15 protein-coding genes are annotated in these 22,284 nt (G+C 69.5%); 2 read left to right on the forward strand and 13 right to left on the reverse strand.

Annotated features, from left to right (window positions below; all coding sequences use genetic code 11):
- The first annotated feature begins 99 nt into the window (after positions 1-99).
- Positions 100-1,656, forward strand: a complete 1,557-nt coding sequence (locus ACEN9O_RS13965; RefSeq protein ID WP_495618124.1) for a DEAD/DEAH box helicase — start codon at positions 100-102, stop codon at positions 1,654-1,656.
- 19 nt (positions 1,657-1,675) lie between these two features.
- Here ACEN9O_RS13965 and ACEN9O_RS13970 read toward each other — a convergent pair whose 3' ends face one another.
- Positions 1,676-2,527 carry a class I SAM-dependent methyltransferase gene (locus ACEN9O_RS13970; protein ID WP_495618125.1) on the reverse strand — a complete coding sequence of 284 codons (852 nt, stop codon included), beginning with the start codon at positions 2,525-2,527 and terminating at the stop codon, positions 1,676-1,678.
- Positions 2,528-2,600: 73 nt separating this feature from the next.
- A complete protein-coding gene (locus ACEN9O_RS13975) occupies positions 2,601-3,764 on the reverse strand; it encodes an acyltransferase family protein (RefSeq protein WP_495618126.1) in 1,164 nt (387 codons plus the stop codon).
- A gap of 130 nt (positions 3,765-3,894) precedes the next feature.
- Between ACEN9O_RS13975 and ACEN9O_RS13980 the strand changes: the two genes are divergently transcribed.
- The gene (locus ACEN9O_RS13980) at positions 3,895-5,892 is read left to right on the forward strand and encodes an acyltransferase family protein (RefSeq protein WP_495618127.1); all 1,998 of its coding nucleotides are present in this window, start codon (positions 3,895-3,897) and stop codon (positions 5,890-5,892) included.
- Between the two features lie 69 nt (positions 5,893-5,961).
- Here the strand turns inward: ACEN9O_RS13980 and ACEN9O_RS13985 are convergent, their stop codons facing one another.
- The 11 genes from ACEN9O_RS13985 to ACEN9O_RS14035 form a co-directional block, all read right to left on the reverse strand.
- Positions 5,962-8,070 (reverse strand): DUF7024 domain-containing protein, encoded by a 2,109-nt coding sequence (locus ACEN9O_RS13985; RefSeq protein ID WP_495618128.1) that lies wholly within the window; start codon positions 8,068-8,070, stop codon positions 5,962-5,964.
- A gap of 11 nt (positions 8,071-8,081) precedes the next feature.
- Positions 8,082-10,154 carry a DUF7024 domain-containing protein gene (locus tag ACEN9O_RS13990; protein ID WP_495618129.1) on the reverse strand — a complete coding sequence of 691 codons (2,073 nt, stop codon included), beginning with the start codon at positions 10,152-10,154 and terminating at the stop codon, positions 8,082-8,084.
- Between the two features lie 112 nt (positions 10,155-10,266).
- Positions 10,267-11,259 (reverse strand): glycosyltransferase family 2 protein, encoded by a 993-nt coding sequence (locus tag ACEN9O_RS13995; RefSeq protein WP_495618130.1) that lies wholly within the window; start codon positions 11,257-11,259, stop codon positions 10,267-10,269.
- Positions 11,260-11,262: 3 nt separating this feature from the next.
- The gene (locus ACEN9O_RS14000; RefSeq protein ID WP_495618131.1) at positions 11,263-15,552 is read right to left on the reverse strand and encodes a glycosyltransferase; all 4,290 of its coding nucleotides are present in this window, start codon (positions 15,550-15,552) and stop codon (positions 11,263-11,265) included.
- A gap of 2 nt (positions 15,553-15,554) precedes the next feature.
- Positions 15,555-16,979 (reverse strand): FkbM family methyltransferase, encoded by a 1,425-nt coding sequence (locus tag ACEN9O_RS14005; RefSeq protein ID WP_495618132.1) that lies wholly within the window; start codon positions 16,977-16,979, stop codon positions 15,555-15,557.
- Positions 16,976-18,199 (reverse strand): ABC transporter ATP-binding protein, encoded by a 1,224-nt coding sequence (locus ACEN9O_RS14010; RefSeq protein ID WP_495618133.1) that lies wholly within the window; start codon positions 18,197-18,199, stop codon positions 16,976-16,978. Before ACEN9O_RS14010 ends, ACEN9O_RS14005 begins: the two co-directional genes overlap by 4 nt.
- Positions 18,199-18,999 (reverse strand): ABC transporter permease, encoded by an 801-nt coding sequence (locus tag ACEN9O_RS14015; protein ID WP_495618134.1) that lies wholly within the window; start codon positions 18,997-18,999, stop codon positions 18,199-18,201. The genes ACEN9O_RS14010 and ACEN9O_RS14015 overlap by 1 nt, the downstream gene beginning before the upstream one ends.
- 149 nt (positions 19,000-19,148) lie before the next feature.
- Positions 19,149-19,940, reverse strand: a complete 792-nt coding sequence (locus ACEN9O_RS14020; protein ID WP_495618135.1) for a PIG-L deacetylase family protein — start codon at positions 19,938-19,940, stop codon at positions 19,149-19,151.
- Positions 19,930-20,802 (reverse strand): GNAT family N-acetyltransferase, encoded by an 873-nt coding sequence (locus ACEN9O_RS14025; RefSeq protein ID WP_495618136.1) that lies wholly within the window; start codon positions 20,800-20,802, stop codon positions 19,930-19,932. Before ACEN9O_RS14025 ends, ACEN9O_RS14020 begins: the two co-directional genes overlap by 11 nt.
- Positions 20,799-21,176 carry a GtrA family protein gene (locus ACEN9O_RS14030; protein ID WP_495618137.1) on the reverse strand — a complete coding sequence of 126 codons (378 nt, stop codon included), beginning with the start codon at positions 21,174-21,176 and terminating at the stop codon, positions 20,799-20,801. The genes ACEN9O_RS14025 and ACEN9O_RS14030 overlap by 4 nt, the downstream gene beginning before the upstream one ends.
- Positions 21,177-21,479: 303 nt before the next feature.
- Entirely contained in the window at positions 21,480-22,262 is a 783-nt protein-coding gene (locus ACEN9O_RS14035; protein ID WP_495618138.1) for a Crp/Fnr family transcriptional regulator, read from the reverse strand.
- Positions 22,263-22,284 lie beyond the last annotated feature (22 nt).

Here is a 22,284-nt window from a genome sequence, read left to right on the forward strand (position 1 = left end):
CGTCCTTCCTCCAAGTTGTACCTCAGCCGGGCCGGCAGCGCAGAGATGTTGTTAATTGAAGAAAGCTTGGCTGTCCGCCGCAGGGCCGCCGCACACATTATGTCCGAAACCGAGATCATCACCCCGACCGTTATTGAGTCCGCCGCCCAGCAAGCCGTCGCCGCCGAGGCCGAGACCTTGTCTGCCGCAGCCGCCGAGCCCGCCCAAGTCCGCTTTGCCGACTTCGGCCTGTCGCCGGCCATCCTGCGCGCGCTGACCGACCAGGGCTATGTGCACCCGACGCCGATCCAGGCCCAGGCCATTCCCGTGCTGCTGCAGGGGCGCGACGTCATGGGCGCGGCCCAGACCGGCACCGGCAAGACCGCCGGCTTCGCGCTGCCCATCATCCAGATGCTGCTGGCCCACGCCAGCGCCAGCACCTCGCCCGCGCGCCACCCGGTGCGCGCGCTGATCCTGACGCCGACCCGCGAACTGGCGGTGCAGGTGGCCGAGAACGTCAAGGCCTACGCCCAGCACACGCCGCTGCGCTCGACCGTGGTGTTCGGCGGCATGGACATGAAGGGCCAGACCGTGGTGCTCAAGGCCGGCGTCGAGATCGTCATCGCCACGCCGGGCCGCCTGCTGGACCACGTGGAGCAGAAAAACATCAGCCTGGGCCAGGTGCAGATGCTGGTCATGGACGAGGCCGACCGCATGCTCGACATGGGCTTCCTGCCCGACCTGCAGCGCATCATCAACCTGCTGCCGGCCAAGCGCCAGAACCTGATGTTCTCGGCCACCTTCTCGCCGGAGATCAAGAAGCTGGCCAACACCTTCCTCACCAACCCGGTGACGATCGAGGTGGCGCGCAGCAACCAGACCGCCGACAAGGTCACCCAGGTGGTCTACAAGGTGCCGGAGAACCAGAAGCACGCCCTGACCGCGCACTTGCTGCGCCAGCGCGAGCTCAAGCAGGTGATCATCTTCTCCAACACCAAGATCGGCGCCTCGCGCCTGGCGCGCGGGCTGGAGCAGGAGGGCATGAAGGCGGTCGCCATCCACGGCGACAAGACCCAGCAGGAGCGCATGGCCGCGCTGGAATCGTTCAAGAAGGGCGAGATCGACATCCTGGTCGCCACCGACGTCGCCGCGCGCGGCCTCGACATCACCGACCTGCCGTGCGTGATCAACTACGACCTGCCGTACAACGCCGAGGACTATGTGCACCGCATCGGCCGCACCGGCCGCGCCGGCGCCTCGGGCGACGCGCTGTCGATCTACTCGGACAAGGATGAGCGCCTGCTGGCCGACATCGAAAAACTGATCAAGCAGACCATCCGCCGTGGCGAACTGGACGGCTTCAACCCGGCGCCAAGCTATGGCGGCGACGAGCGCGGCGAACGCCGTGCGCGCCGCGACGATGGCGGCCGTGGCGCGCCGTCGTCGTCGGCGCCGGCCGGCCGCGGTGAGCGTGGCGAGCGCAGCGAGCGTCCGCCGCGCGCCGCCGGTGCGCCGTCCTACGGCAGCCGCCGCGAGAAGGTCGACCCGTGGTTCCTCAAGCCGTACGAGCCGGCCAAGGCGCCGGCCCCGGCGCCTGCCGCCACCTTGGGCAGCGCGGCCGCGGCCAAGCCCAAGCAGAAGATCGCCTTCCTGCTGGGCGGCGCGCCCAAGCAGTAAGCGTCAGCCCCTGCGGCGCTCAGGGCTTGCGGTAGACGCAGACCACGATGTCGCTGGGGAAGGCGCGCAGTACCGGGATCGTCATCATGACGGCGGCGTATTGCGCGTAAATGCTCAGCCAGGTGCCCTGGCCGGCGCAGCGCAGCCGCTCCAGCATGCTCTTGGCGCGCACCGCCGGCAGTTCGGCCTTGAGCCGCAGTTCCAGTCCCTGCTCCCCCACCAGTTTGCTCAAGTTGCCGGCCTCGAAGTAGTGCACGTGCGGCGACGGCAGGCCTTTCTGCCACAGCCGCTCGAACGGCGCCCGCCAGCCGGCGCGCGCGAACAGCTTGGACAGGCGGTAAAAGAAGCCGCGGCTGTTGGGCAGGTTGAGGATCAGGATGCCGCCCGGCGTCAGCCGTTCGCGGCAGGCGGCCAGCGCCGACCGGATGTCGGGGATGTGCTCGATCACGTCGTTGAACACGATCACGTCGAAACGCTCGTCCGCCGTCAGCGCGTCGGGGAAGAAGCCGTTGCGCACCGGCAGGCCGCGGGCCGCGGTCTTTGCCGCCACCGCCGTATCCGGCTCCATGCCCAGCACGTCGAAATGGCCGCGCGCCGCCTCCAGGAACCAGCCGTGCGCGGCGCCCACGTCCAGCAGGCGGCGCGCGCCGGGCGGCGCCAGCTCGCGCGCGTAGCCGACGATGGTCTGGAAGTTTTCCTGGCGGATGGCCTTCAGCCCGGCCTCGCGCTGCGCCTCGTCCACCTGCAGGTGGACCTCGGCGTCGTTGATGGTGGGCAGCAGCGAGGCGCTCTCATAGCGGCAGGCCGGGCAGATGTGGTGCCAGGGCGACAGCCCCGGCGCGGTGGTTTGCTGGCAGACGATGCAATTCATTTAACTCCCTGGTACGTGAAAATGAAATGGGGAAATTAAATATATAGCAATATTGGATCGGCGGCCAGTCCTTTCAGGCCCGGCGGCTGATCGGCACCGCCGGCGCCACCTGCGCCACCGGCGCCACCGGCGCGGGCCGCTTCGGCAGCAGCTTGAGCAGGGCGTCGCGCACCTTGTTGGACAAGCCCTGTTCCAGATAGTGCTGCGACAGCGAGGCGAACACCAGCGCCACCGCGGTCGACAGGAAGATGAAGCTCCAGGTCTGGGCGAAGGCGCCGTGGCCGGTGGCGTTGAGCGCCCGCTTCACCAGCCCCTGCGACAGCAGATGGGTCAGGTACAGCGAATACGAGATCGAGCCCAGCCACAGGAACACCGGGTGCACCCGCAGCTGCACCGTCTTGCTGGCCAGCGCCAGCGCCAGCACCATCAGCATCAGCGGCCAGCCCCACAGGGTCGGGCCGTGAAAGTAGGCGGCATAGCTGTAGCTGGCCCACAGCGCGAACGCCACGCTCAGGGCGGCGGCGTGCCACGCCACATAGGCGCTGCGGAAGCGGGCCCAGTCCTGATGGTACAGCCAGCCGATCAGCACGCCGGCGGCGAATTCCAGCACGAACGGGCTGGTGACGATGGACATATAGCCGAACTGGTAGCCCAGGTCGCGGCTGATGTTCATGTCGAAACCGCGGTCGCCCAGCGGTATCAGGATCACCGTCAGCAGCACCCAGGACGCCAGCACGAACCAGCGCAGGCGCTGGAACAGCATGCTGACGGCGAAGGTGAGGTAGAAATACATCTCGAATTCCAGCGTCCAGCCGGGCAGCAGCGTCAGCGAGAAATACGGGACGTAACGGGGGTTGGCCGGGATCATGCCCAGCGAATGCCAGAATGCCTGCCGGTTGACGGCCTGGTGGAAGTAATCGACGCCGCCGCTGAGGACGAACACCGACAGCAGCGTGATCACCGCGTACATGGGCCATACCCGGGCGAAGCGCTTGACGGCGAAGCGCGCCACGTAGCCGACGCTGCCGTCGAAACTGGTGGTCGAGTAGTGCATGATGAAGCCGCTGATGATGAAGAACAGGTCGACCCCCATCGCGCCCGGCACGAAGAGGTGGTCGGCCAGCGGCATGTCGGGCGTGTTGACCAGCGCGTAGCGGGCGTGCGTCAGCACCACCAGCAGCGCGGCGATGCCGCGCAGCAGCTGCACCCAGTCCAGGTTTTTTTCGTGTGTTGCCATTGTTTTTAGCTTGATCGGTTTGCAATGCAAAAGTGCGGCGCTATTTTAACCGCGAGTCGCCGTGACCATCTATCCAATTGTCACGGCGGTGGCGGTTACAATAGCGGTTTTTGATCACTGACCTGCCCCAATGCGCATAGAAAAACTGCCCCTGCCCGCCGGCACCGCGCCGGCCCTGCATCCGGCCTACCGCCGCGACATCGACGGCCTGCGGGCCCTGGCCGTGCTGTCGGTGGTGCTGTACCACGCCTTCCCGTCGCGCCTGCCGGGCGGCTTTGTCGGCGTCGACATCTTCTTCATCATCTCCGGCTTCCTGATCGGCAGCATCCTGATCGCCGGCATGCAGCAGGACGCCTTCAGCTTCGCCGAATTCTATGCGCGCCGGGTGCGCCGCATCTTCCCGGCGCTGATCCTGGTGATGGGCGCCTGCCTGGCGTTCGGCTGGTTCGCGCTGTTCCCGGACGAATACAAGATGCTGGGCAAGCACGTGTTTGGCGGCGCCGGCTTCCTGTCCAACATCTTCCTGTGGAACGAGGTGGGCTACTTCGACAAGGCCGCCGAGACCAAGCCGCTGCTGCACCTGTGGTCGCTGGGCATCGAGGAGCAGTTCTACATCTTCTGGCCGGTGCTGATGCTGCTGGCGTGGAAGCGCCGCTTCAGCCTGCTGGCGCTGGCGCTGGGCGTGGGCGCGCTGTCCTTCCTGGTCAACGTCGGCGGCCTGCACAAATTCCCCAGCGCGACCTTTTACTCGCCGGCCAGCCGGGTCTGGGAACTGCTGTACGGCAGCGTGCTGGCGTATATGTCGGTCAACGGCCTGGGCCTGTTTGCCGGCGTGCGCCGCGAGCAGGGCGCCGACAGCGTGATCGACTGGTCCAGCCCGCGCGCGCGCAACATCAAGTCGGCGCTGGGCCTGGCCATGCTGCTGGGGACGCTGGCGCTGCTGCGCGCCGACCGCCACTTCCCCGGCTGGTGGGCGCTGCTGCCGACCACCGGCGCGGTGCTGCTGATCGCGGCCGGCCCGCAAGCCTGGTGCAACCGCGTGCTGCTGGGCAATCCGGTGGCAGTATGGTTCGGCCTGATCAGCTATCCGCTGTACCTGTGGCACTGGCCGCTGCTGACCTTTGCCCGCATCATCGAGTCCGGCCTGCCGTCCTCGAAGATCCGCGGCGCCGCCGTGCTGGCCGCCATCGTGCTGGCCTGGCTGACCTACCGCCTGCTCGAGCGGCCGCTGCGCGGCACCGCGCACGGCCGCCGCAAGGTGATCGCGCTGTCGGCCGCGATGCTGGCGCTGGCCGCCGCCGGCGGCGCGCTGTACCGCGCCCAGGGCCTGCCGCTGCGCGCCACCGTGGTCGAGAGCGCGGCCCAGCAGCAGCAGCTGATCCTGGTCGAGGACGTCGCCAACGCGACGGCCTGCAAGCAGCGCTACGGCTTCGCCAGCGATTACGAGTACTGCCGCCTGGACGATGTCAGCAAGGAGCCGACCGTGGTGATGCTGGGCGACAGCCACGCCTTCCACATCGTGAACGGCCTGACCCGCTACTACCACGGCCTTGGCGAGAACCTGTGGTACCTGGGCACGCGCGTGCCCTTCGTCGGCCTGCCGGTCGGCGACGATCCCTACCAGAAAGTGGTGCCGATGATGCTGGACCTGGCGCTGCACACGGCCAGCGTCAAGACCGTCATCATTTCCTCGCACGTGCTGCTGAACATCGACGACGAGGGCGGCAAGATCCGCACCAACGCGCTGCGCGCCACGCTGCGCATGTTTGTCGACAGCGGCCGCACCGTTGTCTATGTCAGCGACGTGCCGGAGCTTGATTTCGATCCTCGCGCCTGCCTGCGCCGGGTCGGCATCGCCAGCTCGCAGACGCACGAATGCTCGCTGCCACGCGCGCAGCACGACCAGAAGGTGGCGCGCCACAAGGTGGCCGAGGCCTACGTGCTGCGCGACCTGCCGATGGTGCGGGTGTTCGACGCCGCGGCCCAGCTGTGCGACGCACAGCGCTGCGTGGCGATGCGCGACAACAAGCTGATGTACCGCGACCATGACCACCTCAGCCATGAAGGCGACCTGTTCATGGGCGAGCGCTACGCGCGCCAGATGGAAGCCCTGAAGGCCGCGCACTAAGCCGCCGCGGGCCCATAAAAAAACCCCGCCGGTGCGATACCGGCGGGGTTTTTTATTGGCCTGCGGGGTTCAGGGCTGGGCTTCGTCGATCACCGTCAGGTGCTCGAAACCGATGCCCAGCGTGCGGGTGTCTTCGTCCAGGCCCAGCTGTTTGTGCGAGGTCGGCTGCGGCACCTTGAAGCGCACCCGGGTGGCGCTGCCGTCGGTGTCGAAATGCAGGGTCACGTCGCCGTTGAGCGCCGGCAGCCGCATCACGCGGTCCTGGCCGCCCACCGTCACCACGATGTCCTGGCCGGCGTTCGGGCCGAAGGCGCGGCCCTCGACGCGCAGCCCCAGGCGCTTGGGCAGCGGCCGACCGAACTCCATCTCCACCTTTGATTCCACCGACCAGGCGCCCCAGGTGTCGTGTCCGGCCAGGCCGTTGATGCGCACATAGCCTTCCAGCTCCTGCGTGAAATCGAGGCGCTGGCCGCGCGCGTCCAGCGCCGGCGGCTGGAACAGCAGCAGGTCGTCCTTGCGGGCCGCCACGCGGGCGCCGTCCGGCGGCACGTAGGCGCCGATCGCCAGCACCCACTTGTAGCCGGCCGGCAGCTTGGACCAGTCGGCCTCCTGGCCCGGTTCGACCTGCATGAACTGGGCGTTGGGGTTTTCAATGAAGAAGCGGCTGCGCAGCAGGACGCCGGGGTCCTGGGAGACGATCACCAGGTGGTCGCTCTGGCTGCGGTCCAGGTAGTGGCGCGCGAACAGGCCGGCCTTGGAGGCGGCGTCCGGCCAGATCGACAGCCGCACCTCGTGCGCCGTGTTCCAGACGCAGCAGCCGACGATCACCGGCAGCGCCAGCACGAAGAACAGGCGCAGGCCCTTTTGCTGGTCGAAGGCCCAGCGCAGCAGCGACACCAGCGATACCGCGGTGATCAGGTTGAACAGCTTGAGCCTCATCGACAGCACGCGCAGTTCCGGCGAGTCGATGATGGACGGCGTGAACGACTGCAGCAGGTGGGCGCGGCCGTGCCAGATCAGCGCCACCACCACGGCGGCGATGACGGCGCGGGTGAGCGGCTTGAGCGGCGGCACCGGCGCATAGGCCGCCGCCGCCGCGCACAGCAGCATCAGCGGCAGCGCGAAATCGTAGTAGCGGGTATGGATGCGGGCGGCGCTGTCGCTGGCCGCCAGCCCGGTGATGGAGGCGGTGAACATGACGGTCACGCCCAGCACGGTGCCCAGCATCAGCACGCTGAACACGCTGACCGCCTGCAGGCGGCGCGCCGGCAGGCCGGCCGGGCGCAGGCGGTTGAAGGAGCCGGCCAGCGCCGCCAGCGGCACGCCGAACAGCAGCGCCAGCAGCATCAGGTGGCCCTGCATATTATGCCAGGCGAACATCAGCAGCTGGTCCAGCGGATAGTGGCTCTTGGCGGTGTAGGCCACCTGGCCCGAATAGATGCTGCCGAACAGCGACAGGCCGTCCGGCCCGGCCAGCCAGTAGCCGATCGCCAGCCGCACCGCCATCGCCGCCGCCAGCGCCAGCGCCGCCCACAGCGCGCCCTGCAGCAGCCAGTGCGGCGGCTGGTTTGCCGGATCGGCGGCGCGCCGGTCCCACGCCAGGAAGAGCAGGAACAGCGCCAGCGCCGGTATCAGGAAGATCCCGTGCAGCTTGACCAGCATCAGCAGGCCCAGCACGACGCCCAGCAGCAGCGCGCGGCCCGCGCCGGGGCGGTCGGCAAACACGAAGGCCATCCAGCTGAAGCACCAGAAGCCGAAGTAATACATCGCCTCCGGCATGAAGAACGGCGTGTAGGCATTGTTCGGGGCGAGCGTGGCGGCCAGCGCGACCAGCACCGCCACCCAGGCCGGCGCCACGCGCCGCGCCAGCAGGTAGACGAAGGGCGCGGCCAGCACGTACAGCGCGCTGTTGAGCATGCGGTTGCAATCGAGGTAGCCGTCGCCGCAGAAGGTGGTCAGCTGGTACAGCTTGAAGTACAGATAGGACGGCACTTGCGCGGCCGACAGCGGCATCAGGCGCGTGTTGCTGCTGTAGGTCCATTCGTCGACAAAGACGATGGGGTAGATGCCGGCGTTGCGGATCAGCAGGAAGATGAAGATCAGCGCCAGCGCGCCCACCAGGAAGGGCGGCGCGCGGCGCGCATCGGAAAAGAAATGGCGGATCGAAGTCATGGTCATGTGTCGGGTGTTCAGGGCGTGGACAGGGCCGCGGCGTCGGCCGCGCCGATTTCGATGCCGACCAGGCCGATGCCCAGCAGGCGGGTATCGTCGCCGCCGCCCAGCGTGGCCGGCGAGGTCGGTTGCGGCACCTCGATGCTCAGCGCGTGCTGCTGGCCGTCGGTTTCCAGCTGCAGGAACAGTTCCTGGGTGGTGGCCGGCAGCTTGAAGCGGGTGCTGGCCTCGCCCACGCGCAGCACGAAGGGCTGGCCGGCGTTGGGGCCGAAGGCGCGGCCGTTGAGCATCACGGTCAGGTGGCGCGGCAGCGCGTCGCGGGTGTGCAGGGTGACGGTCTTGGCGTTCGACCAGCTGCCCCAGTGCTCGGCGTCGGCCAGGCCGTCGACCGCGCTCAGGTGGCCGCCGGCCAGCGGCGCCGCCAGGTCCACCCGGTACAGGCTGCGGCCGCCCTGGCTCAGCGGGATCAGCGCGTAGTCGGCCGTGGCCAGCAGCGGTTTCAGGCTGGGCGGCAGCGCGTGCTGGCCCACCACCAGCAGCCATTGCTGGCGCGCCGGCGTCTGGGTCGGGTCGAACGGCGCGCCCGGCTGCAGTTCAATGATGGCCGTGAGCGGATGGTCGACGTGGAATTGCGCGCGCGTCAGGCCGCTCAGGCTGTCGCCGGCGATGCTGAGGCGGGCGCGCTGGCGGTCGTCCAGGTAGTCGTGCGCCAGCTGGCCGGCGGCGGCGTAGGGATTGAGCTGGCGGGCGTGGTGCATCAGCACCGTGTTGGCGCTTTCGCCGACCAGCGCGAACAGCGGCGCCAGCAACAGCAGGTAGGCCGGCTGGGCGCGGCGCGGCCGCCAGGCCCACAGCGCCAGCAGCGCCAGCTGCAGCAGCACCAGCGCGTAGAACACCGGCCGCACCACGGTCAGGCTGAACAGTTCCGGGCTGTCGACCGCGGACAGCTGGTAGGCCGGCAGCAGCCTGGCGGCGGCCGCCAGCGCCAGCAGCGCCAGCGGCGCGGCGACGGCCGCGCGCAGGCGCGGGCCGAGGCGCTCGCTGTGGCGCGCCACGGCGACCGCGGCGATCATCAGCAGCGGGAAGGTGAAGTCATAGTAGCGCAGGTGCAGGCGCAGGATTTCCTGCGGGCCGGCGTCGGCGATGGTGGCGGTGTAGGCCACCGCCATGCCCAGCGCGGCGCCCAGCATCAGCACGGTGTAGGCCAGCAGCGCGCGGCCCTGGCGGCCCAGCGCCTCGCGCAGCGGCGCGCTCAGGGCGGCGGCGGCCAGCGCCGCCAGCGGGAAGGCGAACAGGGTCAGCAGGCCCATCGCGTGGCCCAGCGCGTTGTGCGCGAACGGCGCCAGCAGGCGCGCGATGCCCAGGCCGGTGTTGCTGGCCTGGTTGCCGTAGAAGCTGCCGAACAGGCCCAGGCCGGCGCGGCCGGCCAGCAGGTAGCCCAGCGCCAGCTTGACCGCCAGCGTGGCGGCCGCGGCCAGCGCGGCGGCCGCCAGGCCGGCTGCCAGCCAGCCCTGGCGCGCGGCGCTGCGGCGGCTGTGCAGCAGGAACAGGCACAGCGCCGGCAGCAGGAACAGCGCGTGCACCTTGATCAGGCTGAGCACGCCGAGCAGCACGCCGCCCAGCAGCGCGTGGGCCAGCGTCGGCCGCCATTGCGGCGCCGGCGCCGCGCGCCCCAGCAGCGCCCAGCTCAGCACCCAGAAACCCAGGAAGTACATCGCCTCCGGCATGAAATAGCCGGTGTACAGGCTGATCGGCGAGAGCACGGCCAGCAGCGCGATCAGCTTGGCCGCGGTCTTGCCGGCCAGCGGACGCGCCACCAGGTAGATGAACGGCGCGGCGGCCACGAACAGGGTGGCGTTGAGCACCCGCGCGCACTGCAGGAAGCCGCTGCCGCAGGCGTTGGTCTGGCCGAACAGCTTGAGGTACAGCCAGGACGGCACCAGCGACTCGGCCAGCGGCTGCAGCCGGGCGAATTTGCTGTAGAACCATTCGTCGGCAAACACGACGGGATAGGCGCCGGTGCTGCGCAGCACCAGGTACAACAGCACGGCCAGCAGCGCCAGCGGGAAGCCATAGGTGGTTAACGCCAAGCGTTGCCGGGGAGCGAGCCGGAATGGAATCATGGAGCGGATACTTTCAAAGAGCTGGGGAGGTCCGGACGGACCCCCGATGATAGCCTCGGTTTATTAAATCGGCAATGTTTCAGCCGCGCGCGGGCGGCTTGGCGCGCGCCCGCGTCATGCGGTGGATGGGCCGGCGCGGCACGGCGGCGATGTCGTGCGCCAGGAAGGCCAGCACCAGTTGCAGGCCCATCAGCATTGGCAGCGCCGACAGCATCACGGTGCCCGGCGCGGTGGCGGTGCCGGCGTGCGCCGACTGCAGCCAGTGGACGATGCCGTAGCCGGCGCCGCCGAACAGCATGACCAGGCCCAGCGGCAGCTCGATCGAGGCCAGCGACATATTGCGCAGGTAGTAGTTGTAGAAGATGCGCTTGCCGAAGTTGCGCAGGTGCTTGGCCATGAACTCGGTGATGATCTTGGAGATCTTCAGGTTGCTGACCTCGTCGCCATAGCTGGCGTCCATCGGCACGTCGACCACGGCGGCGTTGATGGTGTTGAGGCGGAACAGCATGTCGGTCTCGAAGAAGTAGCGCTTGCTGATGCGGTGCAGCGGCAGGTGGCGCGCGGCGTTGACGTGGATCGCGGTGTAGCCGTTGGTGGGGTCGAACAAATCCCAGTAGCCGGACGAGAGCTTGGTCAGCAGCGACAGCATGGCGTTGCCGAACAGGCGGATGGCCGGCATCTGGTTGATCTGCTCGAGGTCGAAGAAGCGGTTGCCCTTGGTGTAGTCGGCCTCGCCGTTGACGATGGGGGCGACGAAGTCGGGGATCAGGCTGGCGTCCATCTGGCCGTCGCCGTCGACCTTGACGATGATGTCGACGCCCTCGGCGATGGCGGCCTGGTAGCCGGTCATCACGGCGCCGCCCACGCCCTGGTTTTCCTCATGCTCGATGACCACCACGCGCGGGTCGTGGCATTGCTCGCGCACGAACTGGCCGGAGCGGTCCGGGCACTTGTCGTCGACCACGTAGATGCGGCTCACTTCCGGTCCGATGCCGGCGATCACGCCGAGGATGTGGCGCGTGACCTTGTAGCTGGGGATGACCACGGAGATGCGGGGAATAGGATTGGACATGGCTTATCGATTCGGGGTAGCGGCGGGGCCGGGGAACAAAATGGCGGTCAGGTTGCGGGCGTTGTCGGCCCACGTGTGCCAGGGCATGCCGGACGAGGACCGGGCCTGGCCGGCCGCGTGCAGGCGCAGCCACTCGCGCACGGCGGCGGCCAGCGCGGCGCCGTCGTCGCCGCTGAAATACTGGGCGTGCTCGCCGGCGATCTCGCGGAACACCGGGATGTCGCGCGTGAGCAGCGGCAGGTCGTGGCGCGCGGCCTCGATCAGCGGCAGGCCGAAGCCCTCGCCCTCGCTGGGGAACAGCAGGCAGGCGCAGTCGCGGTAGACCCGCTCCAGGTATTCGTCGCTGATGCCCTGCAACCAGTGCAGGCGGCGCCCCAGCTCCGGGTGGCCGCGCAGGCGCGCCATGATGGCCGGGATGGTGCGGCGCTGGCCGTCGGGCAGGCCCTTCCAGCCCTCGCCGCCAACCACCACCAGCCGCACGTCGACGCCGGCGGCCCACAGCTGCTCGAAGGCGTCCAGCGCCTGCAGGTGGCCCTTGCGCGGTTCGATGGTGCCGACCATCAGGAAGCTTGGCGCGGCGGCGATGTCGGCCAGCACGGCGGCGGCGTCGTCGGCCAGGCCGGTGCTTGGCAGCGAGGCGGCGATGTCGGCGCCGTGGTGCAGCACGGCGAACTGCGGCAGCGCGCGCTGCGGCGCCTGCTGCCGCAGCCAGGCGCGCGTCTCGTCGGCCACCGCGCCGCTGATGCAGATCAGGCGGTCGGCGTTGCTGCTGATGGTGTGCAGCCATTTCTCAAACACGTCGTCCACCCGCGCCGGGAAGAACTCCGGCCGCAGCACCGGCAGCAGGTCGTGGATCAGGAAGTTGACGCTGACGCCGGCGTCGCGCCAGCGCCGGAACAGGCCGATGCGGCCGGCCTCGGTGACGGCGCCGGGGAAGAAGTCCGGGCTGTAGAACACGTCGCCAGCCGCCACCATCACCTCGTCCTCGATCGCGCCGTAGCTGTCGGTGCCGGTCAGCGTGTGCTGGTAGCGGCGCGCGTAGCGGTAGTGCCAGCGGCCGCCCTCGTCGCTGAGGTAGACCGGCAGCACCTGGTAGCGCGTGCTGTGCAGCGCCATCAGCTCGGACAGCTGGGCCCGCACCACGCGCTGGATGCCGGTCTTCAGGTCCTCGCGCGCCACGGCCGAGACGTCGACCAGCAGCTGCGGGGCGACGCCGCCGCCACCCACGCTGGCGTGGCCGCCCTCGTCGGACAGCAGCGCCCGCTGCAACTGCTGCGCGCTCTGCTGCCAGGTCAGCCACGGCATGTCGGCCGAGGCCGGCGCCTGGCCGGCCGCGTGCAGCGCCAGCCAGGCCTCGATGGCGCCGGCCAGTTCCTGCGGCGACTTGCCGTCGAAGTAGTAGGCGTGCTCGCCGGCCACCTCGCGGAACACCGGGATGGCGCGCGCGATGATGGGCAGGCGGTGCTGGGCCGCCTCGATCAGCGGCAGGCCGAAGCCCTCGCCCTCCGAGGCCGCCAGCAGCGCCGAGCTGTGCTGGTACAACTGCTGCAGCATCTGGTCCGACACGCCGGGCAGCCAGAACAGGCGCTGCTCGCGCTGCGGGTGCTGCTCCAGCTGTTTGACCAGGGCGTCGACCAGCCAGCCGTTCTTGCCGACGATGACCAGGTTGACCGCCACGCCCTGCGCCCACAGCAGCTCGCAGGCGGCCAGCGCCTGGGCCTGGCCCTTGCGCGGCTCCAGCGTGCCGACCATCAGCAGGGTGGGCGCCTCCTGCAGCGCCTGCAGCACGCGCTCGGCGTTGTCCGGCAGGCCGGTGCTGGGGGCGCTGGCCTCGAGGTCGGCGCCCAGGTGGAAGTGGCTCAGCTTGAGCGGCGCCTGGCGCCGGTTCGGCCGGTTCGCCATCCAGGCGGCCAGCTCGTCGGCGACGGCGGCCGAAATGGTGACGATGCCGTCGGCCGCGTAGGTGATGGTGTCGAGGTAGTCGGCGTAGTACTTGTCGGCCGCGAAGGTGAAGCACTCGGGCCGCAGTACCGGCAGCAGGTCGTACACCACGAACCAGACGGCGACGCCGCGGCGGCGCATGGCCAGCAGCTGCGGCTGGTTTTGCGAGGTGATGTTGGAGGCCAGGTCGAGGCCGAGGAACAGGTCGCCGGCGGCGGTTTCCACCGGCGCGTCCTCCAGCTGCGGCGAGCGCACGCCCAGCATCTCGGCGGTGAAGCGGCGCGCGTAGCGGTAGCTGCGGTTGCCGCCCTCGCTGTACACCGGCTCGACGCGGTAGCCGGCCGGCGGCGCCGCGATCAGCGCCAGCACGATGCTGCGCACCACGCGCTGGATGCCGGTCTTGTAGTCGGACTGCACCAGCGCCGACAGGTCGACCAGCAATTGGCGCGGCGCGGCGGCCGGCTGGTTGGCGGCGATGGCGGCGGCCGCGGCGATCAGCTCGCCGTCGTCCGGCGCCGGCCGGATGGCGCTGACGGCGGCCACCAGCTGGCGGTAGTGGGCGGTCGCGCTGGTGCGCGCCAGCTCCTCGATGGCGGCGTGGTACTGGCGGCCGACGGCGGCCGGCGCGTGGTGCGCGCGCACATGCTCGCGGCCGGCGACCGACAGCTGCGCGCGGCGCTGCGGCTGCGCGTACAGATCGGCCAGCGCCTCGCTCAGCTGGGCGTCCTCGAACAGGTCGGGCAGCTTGACCAGCACGGCGTCGGGCAGGTTGGCGGCGGCGCCGTGGGCGTTGATGATGGCCGGCACGCCGTGCAGCAGGCAGTCCAGCACCGAGGCCGAGGTCTCGCCGCGGGTCTGGGTGCGCAGCTGCACCGCGACGTCGCTGGCGGCCAGGTAGTGCTGGTAATCGTCGGTGCTGACGAAGCCGGTGATGGCGATGCTGGCCGGCAGCTCGTTGGCGGCGATGCGGCGCGCCAGCTCGGCGCCGTACTGGCCGCCTTCATTTTCGCCGACGAACAGCAGCCGGCAGTGGGCTTGCTGCGCCATCGGCGTGGCCAGGAAGGCGTCCAGCAGGCGGTGATTGAGCTTGGTCGGGCCCAGCATGCCGAAGCTGCACACCAGGAACTCGTGCTCGCCTATGCCCAGCTGGCGGCGCGCGGCGGCGCGCAGCTCGGCCGCGCTGTGGCCGGCGGCCTGCGGCGGCAGGCCGCGCAGCAGCGGCAGCGTGCGCCAGTTGTCGGCGCTGCCGGGGCCGTACCATTGTTCGGCCAGCGTGCGCGAGAAATCGGCGTGGACGATGACGCCTTCGGCCTGGTCCAGCACGGTCTTGTTGCTCGGCATGGCCCAGATCGACGGGTTGTGGCCCAGTTCCTTGTGCGCCAGCAGGCCGCTGTGGCCGTGCGAGGCGTACAGCGCGCGCATGTAGGCCAGCGGCTGCACGCCCTCGCGCTCCATGTTGTCGATCACGCCGCTGAGGAAAAAGTCGTGCAGCACGACGATGCCAGGGTGGCGCTCGAGCAGCGGGAACATGTACTGGTGGGCGTTGGAATTGCCGAAGTGGTACAGCAGGCGCTGGAAGTGCGGCGCCTGCTGCTCGAACTGTTCCGGCGTGAGCAGCGGCAGGCGGCCGCCCAGCGCGGTGGCGGCCACGCCGCCGGCGCTGGCGGCCGAGACCACCAGCGTGATGTCGTAATAGGTTTCCAGTTCGGCGATCAGCTCGACGCTGTAGTCGGCGATGCCGGATTTTTGCGGCGGCAGCGGCGAGATGTAGGCCAGCCGCGGACGGCCGGCTTCGGTAGAGGCTGCGGCGGGCGCGCGGCGCGCCAGCGCCTGCTCGAGCGCGGTCCACAGCGCGGCGGCGGCGGCCTCGGCGTCGAGCTCGGCGGTGATCGCCGGCAGCACCAGCGCGGCGTTGCGCAGGCTGGCCTGCTGGCGCTCGGCCAGCGCCGCCTCGGCGGTGGCGCCGGCCTCGGTGTAGACCATGGCCACGCCGGCCGGGCCGGGACCGAACACGCTGTCGTTGAGGGCGAGGTCGAACAGGCCGGGGGCGAACACCGCGTCCGGATTGAGGCTGGCCAGGAAGCCGTCGCGCACCAGCGTGGCGGCGTGGTGGCTCCAGCCGTGGCCGGCCGGGACCTGATAGCTCAGCAGTTGCGCCGGCGCCAGGCCGGCGAAAGCGTGGCGCAGGCGGTCGATGTGCTCGGTCTGGCCGGCGGCCAGGGCGATCAGGACGGTGTGCGGGACGGGGCGGGCGGCAGCCTGGCGCAGCAGCGCCTGGGCCAGCGCCAGCACGGCCTGCGGCGCGCGGGCGGCGCCGTTCTGGCAGGATTGGAGATCGATTACAAGGCGCATGGTCAGTGGTCGGTAGGGTGTTGTGCGCGGCGCAGGTCGTCCAGCACCTTGCGCGCCGACAGCGGCAGTTCGCGCAGCAGGTGCGGCACGTCGGCGGCGCCGGCGGCCGGGTCGCCCTGCTTGATCGCCTGCAGGCTGCGGCTGATGGTGCTGCTCAGCAGCGGCGAGCGGCTGATCAGCGGGATCAGCACGCGGCGCAGCGCCGGGCGCGAGCTCAGCCAGCGCACGCCGCGGCGCACGCCGCCATGCGCGGCGCGCACGGCCAGCCTGGGCAGGCTGTTGTCGCCGCGCCGCGCCAGCGCGCGCAACGGCGCGGTGAGGCGCCACGAGCTGCTGGCGTACACCGCCATCAGGCGCTGCTCCAGCTGGGTGCCCCATTCGGCGGTCTGGTGCAACTGGTTCTCCACCTGGCGCGCGGCGGTCTCGGACTGGCGCAGCTCGGCCTGCAGCTGCAGCACCTGGTCCTGGCGCTGTTGCAGCTGGTGGCTGAGCTGGCGCGCGCGCTCGGCGCCGCTGCGCACGGCCTGCTGGACTTCCTGCTCTAGCTCCAGCCCGCGCTGCACGGCGCGCGCCACGTCCTGCGCCTCGCGCGCCACCGCCTGTTCCAGCTCGGCGCCGCGCTGCACCGCGCGCGTGACGTCCTGCTCCAGCGCGCTGCTGCGGGCGTCGGCGTTGCGCGCCAGCTGCCAGGTGGTTTCGATCTGCTGGTCGAGGTCCTTGCCGCGGCGCCAGGCCTTGTCCAGGTGGTGGGTGATGAAGTCGTCGAACACGTTGGGCTGCAGCTGCAGCCGCTCGGCCAGTTCGGCGTGCTCGTCGGCGACGTAGTAACGGTTCAGGCCGTCGAACCAGGCGTAGCGGTAGCCGTGGCCGGTGACCAGCGCCTCCCAGTCGCCGTGGTTGCTGTCGCGGCTGTTGGGCATGATGGCCTCGACCACCACGATCCACGGCCGGCACAGCGTGAAGTCCATGCCGCGCAGCACGTCGCCCTCGAAGCCCTCGACGTCGATCTTGAGGAAGTGGACCTCGCCGCGCACGTGCTCGCGGCAGATCTCGGCCAGGGTCAGCAGCGGCACCGTGTGCTCGACCACCTGGTGGCCGTGGGCGCGGTGGGCGGCTGCCACGCTGCTGTCGGTCGAGGCCCAGCCGTTGACTTCGGGCACGTCGAACAGCGTGATGCTGCCGCTGGCGGCGCCGGCCGCCACGTTCAGGTTGGTGTCGCGCGGGCGCTGCTCGCGGAAGGCCGGGCCGTAGGACGGCATCGGCTCGACGTTGATGCCGGACCAGCCCTGGTCGTAGAAGGCCTTGGTGACCGAGTGCAGTTCCGGATCGTTGGCGCCGACGTCGATGTAGAAGCCGGCCGGCACGTCGCGCAGCGCGCGCCACAGCAGCACGTCCTCGAAATTCTGGGCGTAGGAAATAAAGCTCATGTGCGGGTGATCTCGATGGCGGGGTCGAGCCAGGCCGACCCCTCAAAATGGGGACGCTGCATGTTCACCACGGTAAACACCAGCGCCAGGTCGCGCCACTCGTAGTTGTTGACCAGGTGGGTGGCGGTGCTGACGATGGCGGTGGCCACCGAGTAGCTGCCGGCGCCCAGGTTGGCGGCGAAGCGGAAGCTGTAGGTGACGCGCTGGCCGGCCTGCATGTCTTCCAGCGGCAGTTCCTTCAGGTGGGTGTTGGTGCCGTACATGGCCTGGCCCAGCCGGTCCTTGATCATATAGCCCAGCACCATGCGCGGGATGGCGTCATGCACCGCCACGGTGATGCGCAGCGTGACTTCCTGGCCGACGTCGACCACCTCGACCGCCTCGCCGGCGTCGTTCAGCAGCACGATCTCGGCCACGGTGGCCTCGCCGGTGCCGGAGGTGACCTGCAGCTTGCCATCGTCGCGCTGGTTCAGGCGCAGCGTGCTGTTCTCGCGTTCGGCGATCATGGCGTTGTAGTAGTCCATGATTTCCTCCGGCTTGCCCTCGCGCGCCAGGCGGCCGCCGTCCAGCAGGATGGCGCGGTCGCACACCGACTGGATGGCCTGCTTGTCGTGCGAGACCAGCAGCAGCGTGGTGCCGGCGCGGCGGTACTGGCGGATCCGTTCGAAGCTCTTGTGCTGGAAATAGGTGTCGCCCACCGACAGCGCCTCGTCGACGATCAGGATGTCCGGGCGGCGCGCGGTGGCCACCGCGAACGCCACGCGCATCTGCATGCCGCTAGAGTACACGCGCACCGGCTGGTCGAGGTAGTCGCCGATCTCGGCGAAGGCTTCGATGTCGGGCATCAGCGCGCTGATCTCGTCGACCGTCAGGCCGATCAGCTGGCCGGCCATGTAGACGTTCTGGCGGCCGGTGAAGTCGGGATGGAAGCCCATGCCCAGCTCCAGCAGCGCGGCCACGCTGCCCTGCATGGTGACGGCGCCGGTGCTGGGTTGGGTGGTGCCGGTGATCAGCTTGAGCAGGGTGCTCTTGCCGGCGCCGTTGATGCCGATCAGGCCGACCGCCTCGCCCGGCGCCACCTGGAAGCTGACGTCCTGCAGGATCCACTTGAGCTGGTGGCGCGGGCCGTTGAACGGCAGCAGCCATTCGCCCAGGCGCGACCAGCGGTTGGGATAGAGTTTGTAGGCCTTGCCCAGATTGCTGACTGTAATCGCGCCCATCAGAGTTCATCCACCATTTCACCCGCACGCTTGCGGAACAATTGCAGGCCGAGCCAGCAGGTCACGAGCGCGGCGATGGCCGCCGGCAGCAGCGCCGGCCAGTGCGGCGGCTGGCCGCTGACCAGGATGGTCTGGTAGGCCTCGATCACGGCCGCCATCGGGTTCCACACCAGCAGCGCGCGCACCTCGGGCGGCAGGATGGTGGCCGGGTAGACGATGGGCGTGAACCAGAACCAGAACTGGATGAAGATCTGGAAGAACTGGCCGACGTCGCGGAAGAACACGTTGAGCACGCCGAGCACCATGCCGACCCCGATCGCCAGCGCGACCTGGATCAGCAGCACCGGCAGCAGCGCCAGGAACACGGCGCCGGGGAACTGGCCGGAGGCCAGCAGGAATATGGTGAACAGGCCGAAGATGATGCCGAAGTTGACCAGCCCGTTGAGCACCACGATCAGCGGCAGGCAGATGCGCGGGAAGCTGATTTTTTTGAGCAGGTTGGCTTGTTCGAGGAACATGTTCTGCGCGCGCGAGGTGATCTCGGCGAACATGCCCCAGGCCAGCACGCCGGCGCACAGGTAGATGCTGTAGCCGTACTCGCTGGCGTTGCCGGGCAGGCGGTTCTTCATCACCTGGGAAAAGATCAGGGTGTAGACCAGGATCATGGCCAGCGGGCTGAGCACGGTCCAGGCGGCGCCCAGCATGGTGTTGCGGTATTTGGACTGGAATTCGCGCTTGACGCTGCCAAGCACGAAGCCGCGGTAACGCCACAGCCCGTGGAGCATGGCGAGCGACATCATGCGGCCCGTGCGCGGCGCGGTGAACGAGAAATTGGACGGCGGGCTTGCATCATGTACAGGTAGCGGGCACGGAAATTAGGAGACGGCGATTATACCCCACCCCTTGTTATGCAAGTAACATGTTACAGCTTGTCACACTGGGCCGGCGCTTATTGGGCAGGTGGCGGCGGCGCGGCGCCGCGCAGCCATTCGGCCATGTCGGCCCGCAGCTGTTGCCAGGTGTAGAAACGGCGGTTCTCGTAGTACAGCGGACCGGGGTGCGGGCGCTGCGCCAGCCGCTCCGGCGAGGCCGCCTGCAGCGCCTGGCGTCCGTTCAGCAGGGCGTGCGCCAGCACGAAGGGGAACAGGCCGATCCAGGTGACCCGCTGCGACGGGTAGCACAGGCACAGGCGCAGATGGCGCAGGCGCGCGCGCCACGGGACGGGCCGGCTTTCCACCGGGCCGTTGGCGGCCAGCGGCGACAGCACGCGGAACAGCGGGCCGGGGCAGCGGTAGGCGTTGTACAGCGCGTACTGGCGCAGCAGCGGGCCCAGGCCGAGGCGGGCGGCGGTCTGCACCGCCAGGAAATGCAGGGCGTCGTGGTCGTGGTGGCCGCCTTCCCAGGCCGGCGCGCACAGCAGGCGCAGCCCGGCCGCGTGGCCGGCCAGCCAGCTGGCGATCCAGGTTCCGGCAGCCTGCAGCTGGCGCGGCAGGCTGGCGTCGACGATGCCCAGCGCGTCGCCGGCGAAGACGATGTCGTCGTGCTCCACGCCCAGCGCCGCCAGCACCCGGCGCGATTCCTGGTTGCGCCGTTCGGCGCTGCCGTGCGCGCCGTGCGTCAGATAGGCGCAGACCACGCGCCAGCCTTGGCGGCGGCAGTCCTCGATGGTCTGGAACACGCCGAACTCGTCGTCCTGGTGGGCGAACAGGAACAGCGCGACCGGCTGGTGTTCAATAGGCATCGAAATCAAGGAAGGTGAAGTGGATGCGGGTCGGGTCCAGCGTCGCCACGCGGCCCGACAGCGAGCGGTAGATCAGGTTCAGCGGCGACGGCCGCAGGCGCTGCGGTATGCTCGGATAGAAGGGGAAGCTGCGCTGGCTGTCCGGCAGCAGGCCCAGGTACAGGCGCAGCGGCGACCGGTTGCCGGCGGCGGCCGACACCGGCTGCGCGGCGCTGCCCGCGGCGGCCGGCAGGTCCAGTTCCAGCTCGGCGTAGGCGCGGGCCGGGCCCACCGCGGCGGCGTCGAAGCGCCAGCGGCGGCGGTGGCGCCGGGCGTGCACCGGGTTGTCCGGATTGGCGCAGCGCCAGGCCAGGCTGTCGGCGCTCCACAGGCGCTGGAAGGACGGCGCCGGATCGCGCGCCGGCGCCGGCTGGCCGACCGGGCCCAGGCCGACCCGCGCCTCCAGCGGACGCACCAGCTGGAAGCCCAGCTTGCGGATGAAGCCGGGCGTGCTGTTGGCGTTGGCCACGCCGTAGACGCCGTCGTAGCCGGCGTCGCGGCCGGCGTCGAAGGTCTGTTGCGCCAGCTTGGTGAACAAGCCCTGACCCTGGTAGGACGGGTGGGTGGCGGTGTTGAGCGAGAGCAGCAGGCGCGCCTCCACGCCCTCCAGCCGCACGCGCGCCGGCACGCAGACGTAGTGGGCGGCCAGGGTGTCGCCGTCCCAGGCGTCGTAGCCGACCGCCGGGCCGTCCGGGTTGTCGGCGTACAGCCATTGCAGATAGGCCGGGGTGAATTTGGTGGCGCCGGGGAAGCAGGCGGCGAACAGGGCGCCGTAGCGGGCCAGGGCTTGCGCGTCGGTGCGCAGGGGAGCGAATGTGATCATTTGAAGACCCAGTATTTACTCAAGAGATAACCGTTGACCGCCACCAGCGGCAGCGAGGCCAGCTTGCCGGCCAGCGCCCAGCCCAGCAGCGATTGCGCCAGCGCCACCAGCGCCACCGTGATCAGGTAGTTGGCCGCCACCACGCACAGGTAGCGGGCGATGGTGGCACTGCTGCTGAGTTGTTTGAAGGTGACCTTGGCGTGAAACGCGTAATTGACCACCAGGCCGGCCACGAAGCCGGCCGAGGCCGCCGAGACCGGCGCCGCGCCGCCGCGGATCAGCAGCTGCATCAGGCCGATATCGATCAGCGCGCACAGCACGCCGCCGGCGACGAACACGAGGAACTGCGGTTGCAGCAGGGCCCGCTTAAGCACGGCGATCCGGCTGCGGGGAGAGGACGGCGGCGGTGCGGGGCGAGGCTAGGGACATGGCGTGCAAAAGTGAGGGTTGGCGCGCTGACGGACAGGCGTGGCGGCGGCGATTATACCGCACCGGCCTGGCAGGGGCGTCACCGCTTGTAAGCGGTGCGGACTGCGCGCCGCTCAGGGGCAAGCCGAAATACCCGTCGTTCCCGCGTAGGCGGGAACCCATAGACCGCATGGTCAGAGGCGAAGCATGGAGGGAATTCATGCAGTGCATGGATTCCCGCCTGCGCGGGAATGACGATCGAGGTTCCCTCAGGGCGCCTGCACCAGTTTCTGCAGCGCGTCGGGCTGCAGGATGATCAGGCGGTGCGATTGTTTTTCCACGATGCCCTGCTGCACCAGGGTCAGCAGCGCGCGCGTGACGGTCTCACGGCTGGTGTTGATCATGTTGGCGATGTCCTGGTGGGTCGGCAGGTTTTCCACCACGGTGCCGTCCGGGTTTTTCTTCTGCATCAGCACCAGGAAGGAATAGATGCGCTTGGCCGTGTTGTTGATGCTCAGCAGGGCGCGGAATTCCGAGTCGCGCTGGATCTTCTGCGCCAGGTATTGCAGCATCTGCTTGGCCACCGACGGCGAGTGCGAGAACAGGTGCAGCGCGGTGGGCGCCGGCAGGAAGGCCACCAGCGCCTCGCTGGTGGCGACCACCGAGGCCGAGCGGGTGGAATTGTTGATCAGGGCGATCTCGCCGAAGAAGTCGCCCGGCACCAGCAGGCGCAGGCCGATGGCGCGGCCGTCCTCGGTGACGTCGATCACCTGCAGCTGGCCGGCCAGCAGGAACAGCAGGCCGTCGCCGCTGCCGCCCTTGTGCAGCACGACGTCGCGTTTCTGGTATTGGCGGAAACGGAAATCGCCCTTGATCTGGAGGATTTCCTCGTCCGACAGCTGGGACAGCAGCGGAATCTTGCGCAGGTGGACCTGGACATTGCGTTCTTCGCTGGGCGTGTTGGTGCCCGGCGCCGGCGGCGGCGCGGCGTTGTCGGCCACGGCCGTGTCGGGCGCGGCAGCGGCGGGAAGGGAGGAACTGGTCGACTTCATGCGTGCGTGGGAGTGGAAAGGC

This window comes from Duganella sp. Dugasp78 (genome assembly GCF_059491455.1).

What these genes read in the sequence shown, in the direction of transcription:
- ACEN9O_RS13985 (WP_495618128.1), bottom strand. Translation starts at nt 8,070, where the DNA reads ATGACCATGACTTCGATCCGCCATTTCTTTTCCGATGCGCGCCGCGCG.
- ACEN9O_RS14005 (WP_495618132.1), bottom strand. Translation starts at nt 16,979, where the DNA reads ATGAGCTTTATTTCCTACGCCCAGAATTTCGAGGACGTGCTGCTGTGG.
- ACEN9O_RS13970 (WP_495618125.1), bottom strand. Translation starts at nt 2,527, where the DNA reads ATGAATTGCATCGTCTGCCAGCAAACCACCGCGCCGGGGCTGTCGCCC.
- ACEN9O_RS13995 (WP_495618130.1), bottom strand. Translation starts at nt 11,259, where the DNA reads ATGTCCAATCCTATTCCCCGCATCTCCGTGGTCATCCCCAGCTACAAG.
- ACEN9O_RS14020 (WP_495618135.1), bottom strand. Translation starts at nt 19,940, where the DNA reads ATGCCTATTGAACACCAGCCGGTCGCGCTGTTCCTGTTCGCCCACCAG.
- ACEN9O_RS14000 (WP_495618131.1), bottom strand. Translation starts at nt 15,552, where the DNA reads ATGCGCCTTGTAATCGATCTCCAATCCTGCCAGAACGGCGCCGCCCGC.
- ACEN9O_RS13980 (WP_495618127.1), top strand. Translation starts at nt 3,895, where the DNA reads ATGCGCATAGAAAAACTGCCCCTGCCCGCCGGCACCGCGCCGGCCCTG.
- ACEN9O_RS14035 (WP_495618138.1), bottom strand. Translation starts at nt 22,262, where the DNA reads ATGAAGTCGACCAGTTCCTCCCTTCCCGCCGCTGCCGCGCCCGACACG.
- ACEN9O_RS14015 (WP_495618134.1), bottom strand. Translation starts at nt 18,999, where the DNA reads ATGATGTCGCTCGCCATGCTCCACGGGCTGTGGCGTTACCGCGGCTTC.
- ACEN9O_RS14025 (WP_495618136.1), bottom strand. Translation starts at nt 20,802, where the DNA reads ATGATCACATTCGCTCCCCTGCGCACCGACGCGCAAGCCCTGGCCCGC.
- ACEN9O_RS13965 (WP_495618124.1), top strand. Translation starts at nt 100, where the DNA reads ATGTCCGAAACCGAGATCATCACCCCGACCGTTATTGAGTCCGCCGCC.
- ACEN9O_RS14010 (WP_495618133.1), bottom strand. Translation starts at nt 18,199, where the DNA reads ATGGGCGCGATTACAGTCAGCAATCTGGGCAAGGCCTACAAACTCTAT.
- ACEN9O_RS13975 (WP_495618126.1), bottom strand. Translation starts at nt 3,764, where the DNA reads ATGGCAACACACGAAAAAAACCTGGACTGGGTGCAGCTGCTGCGCGGC.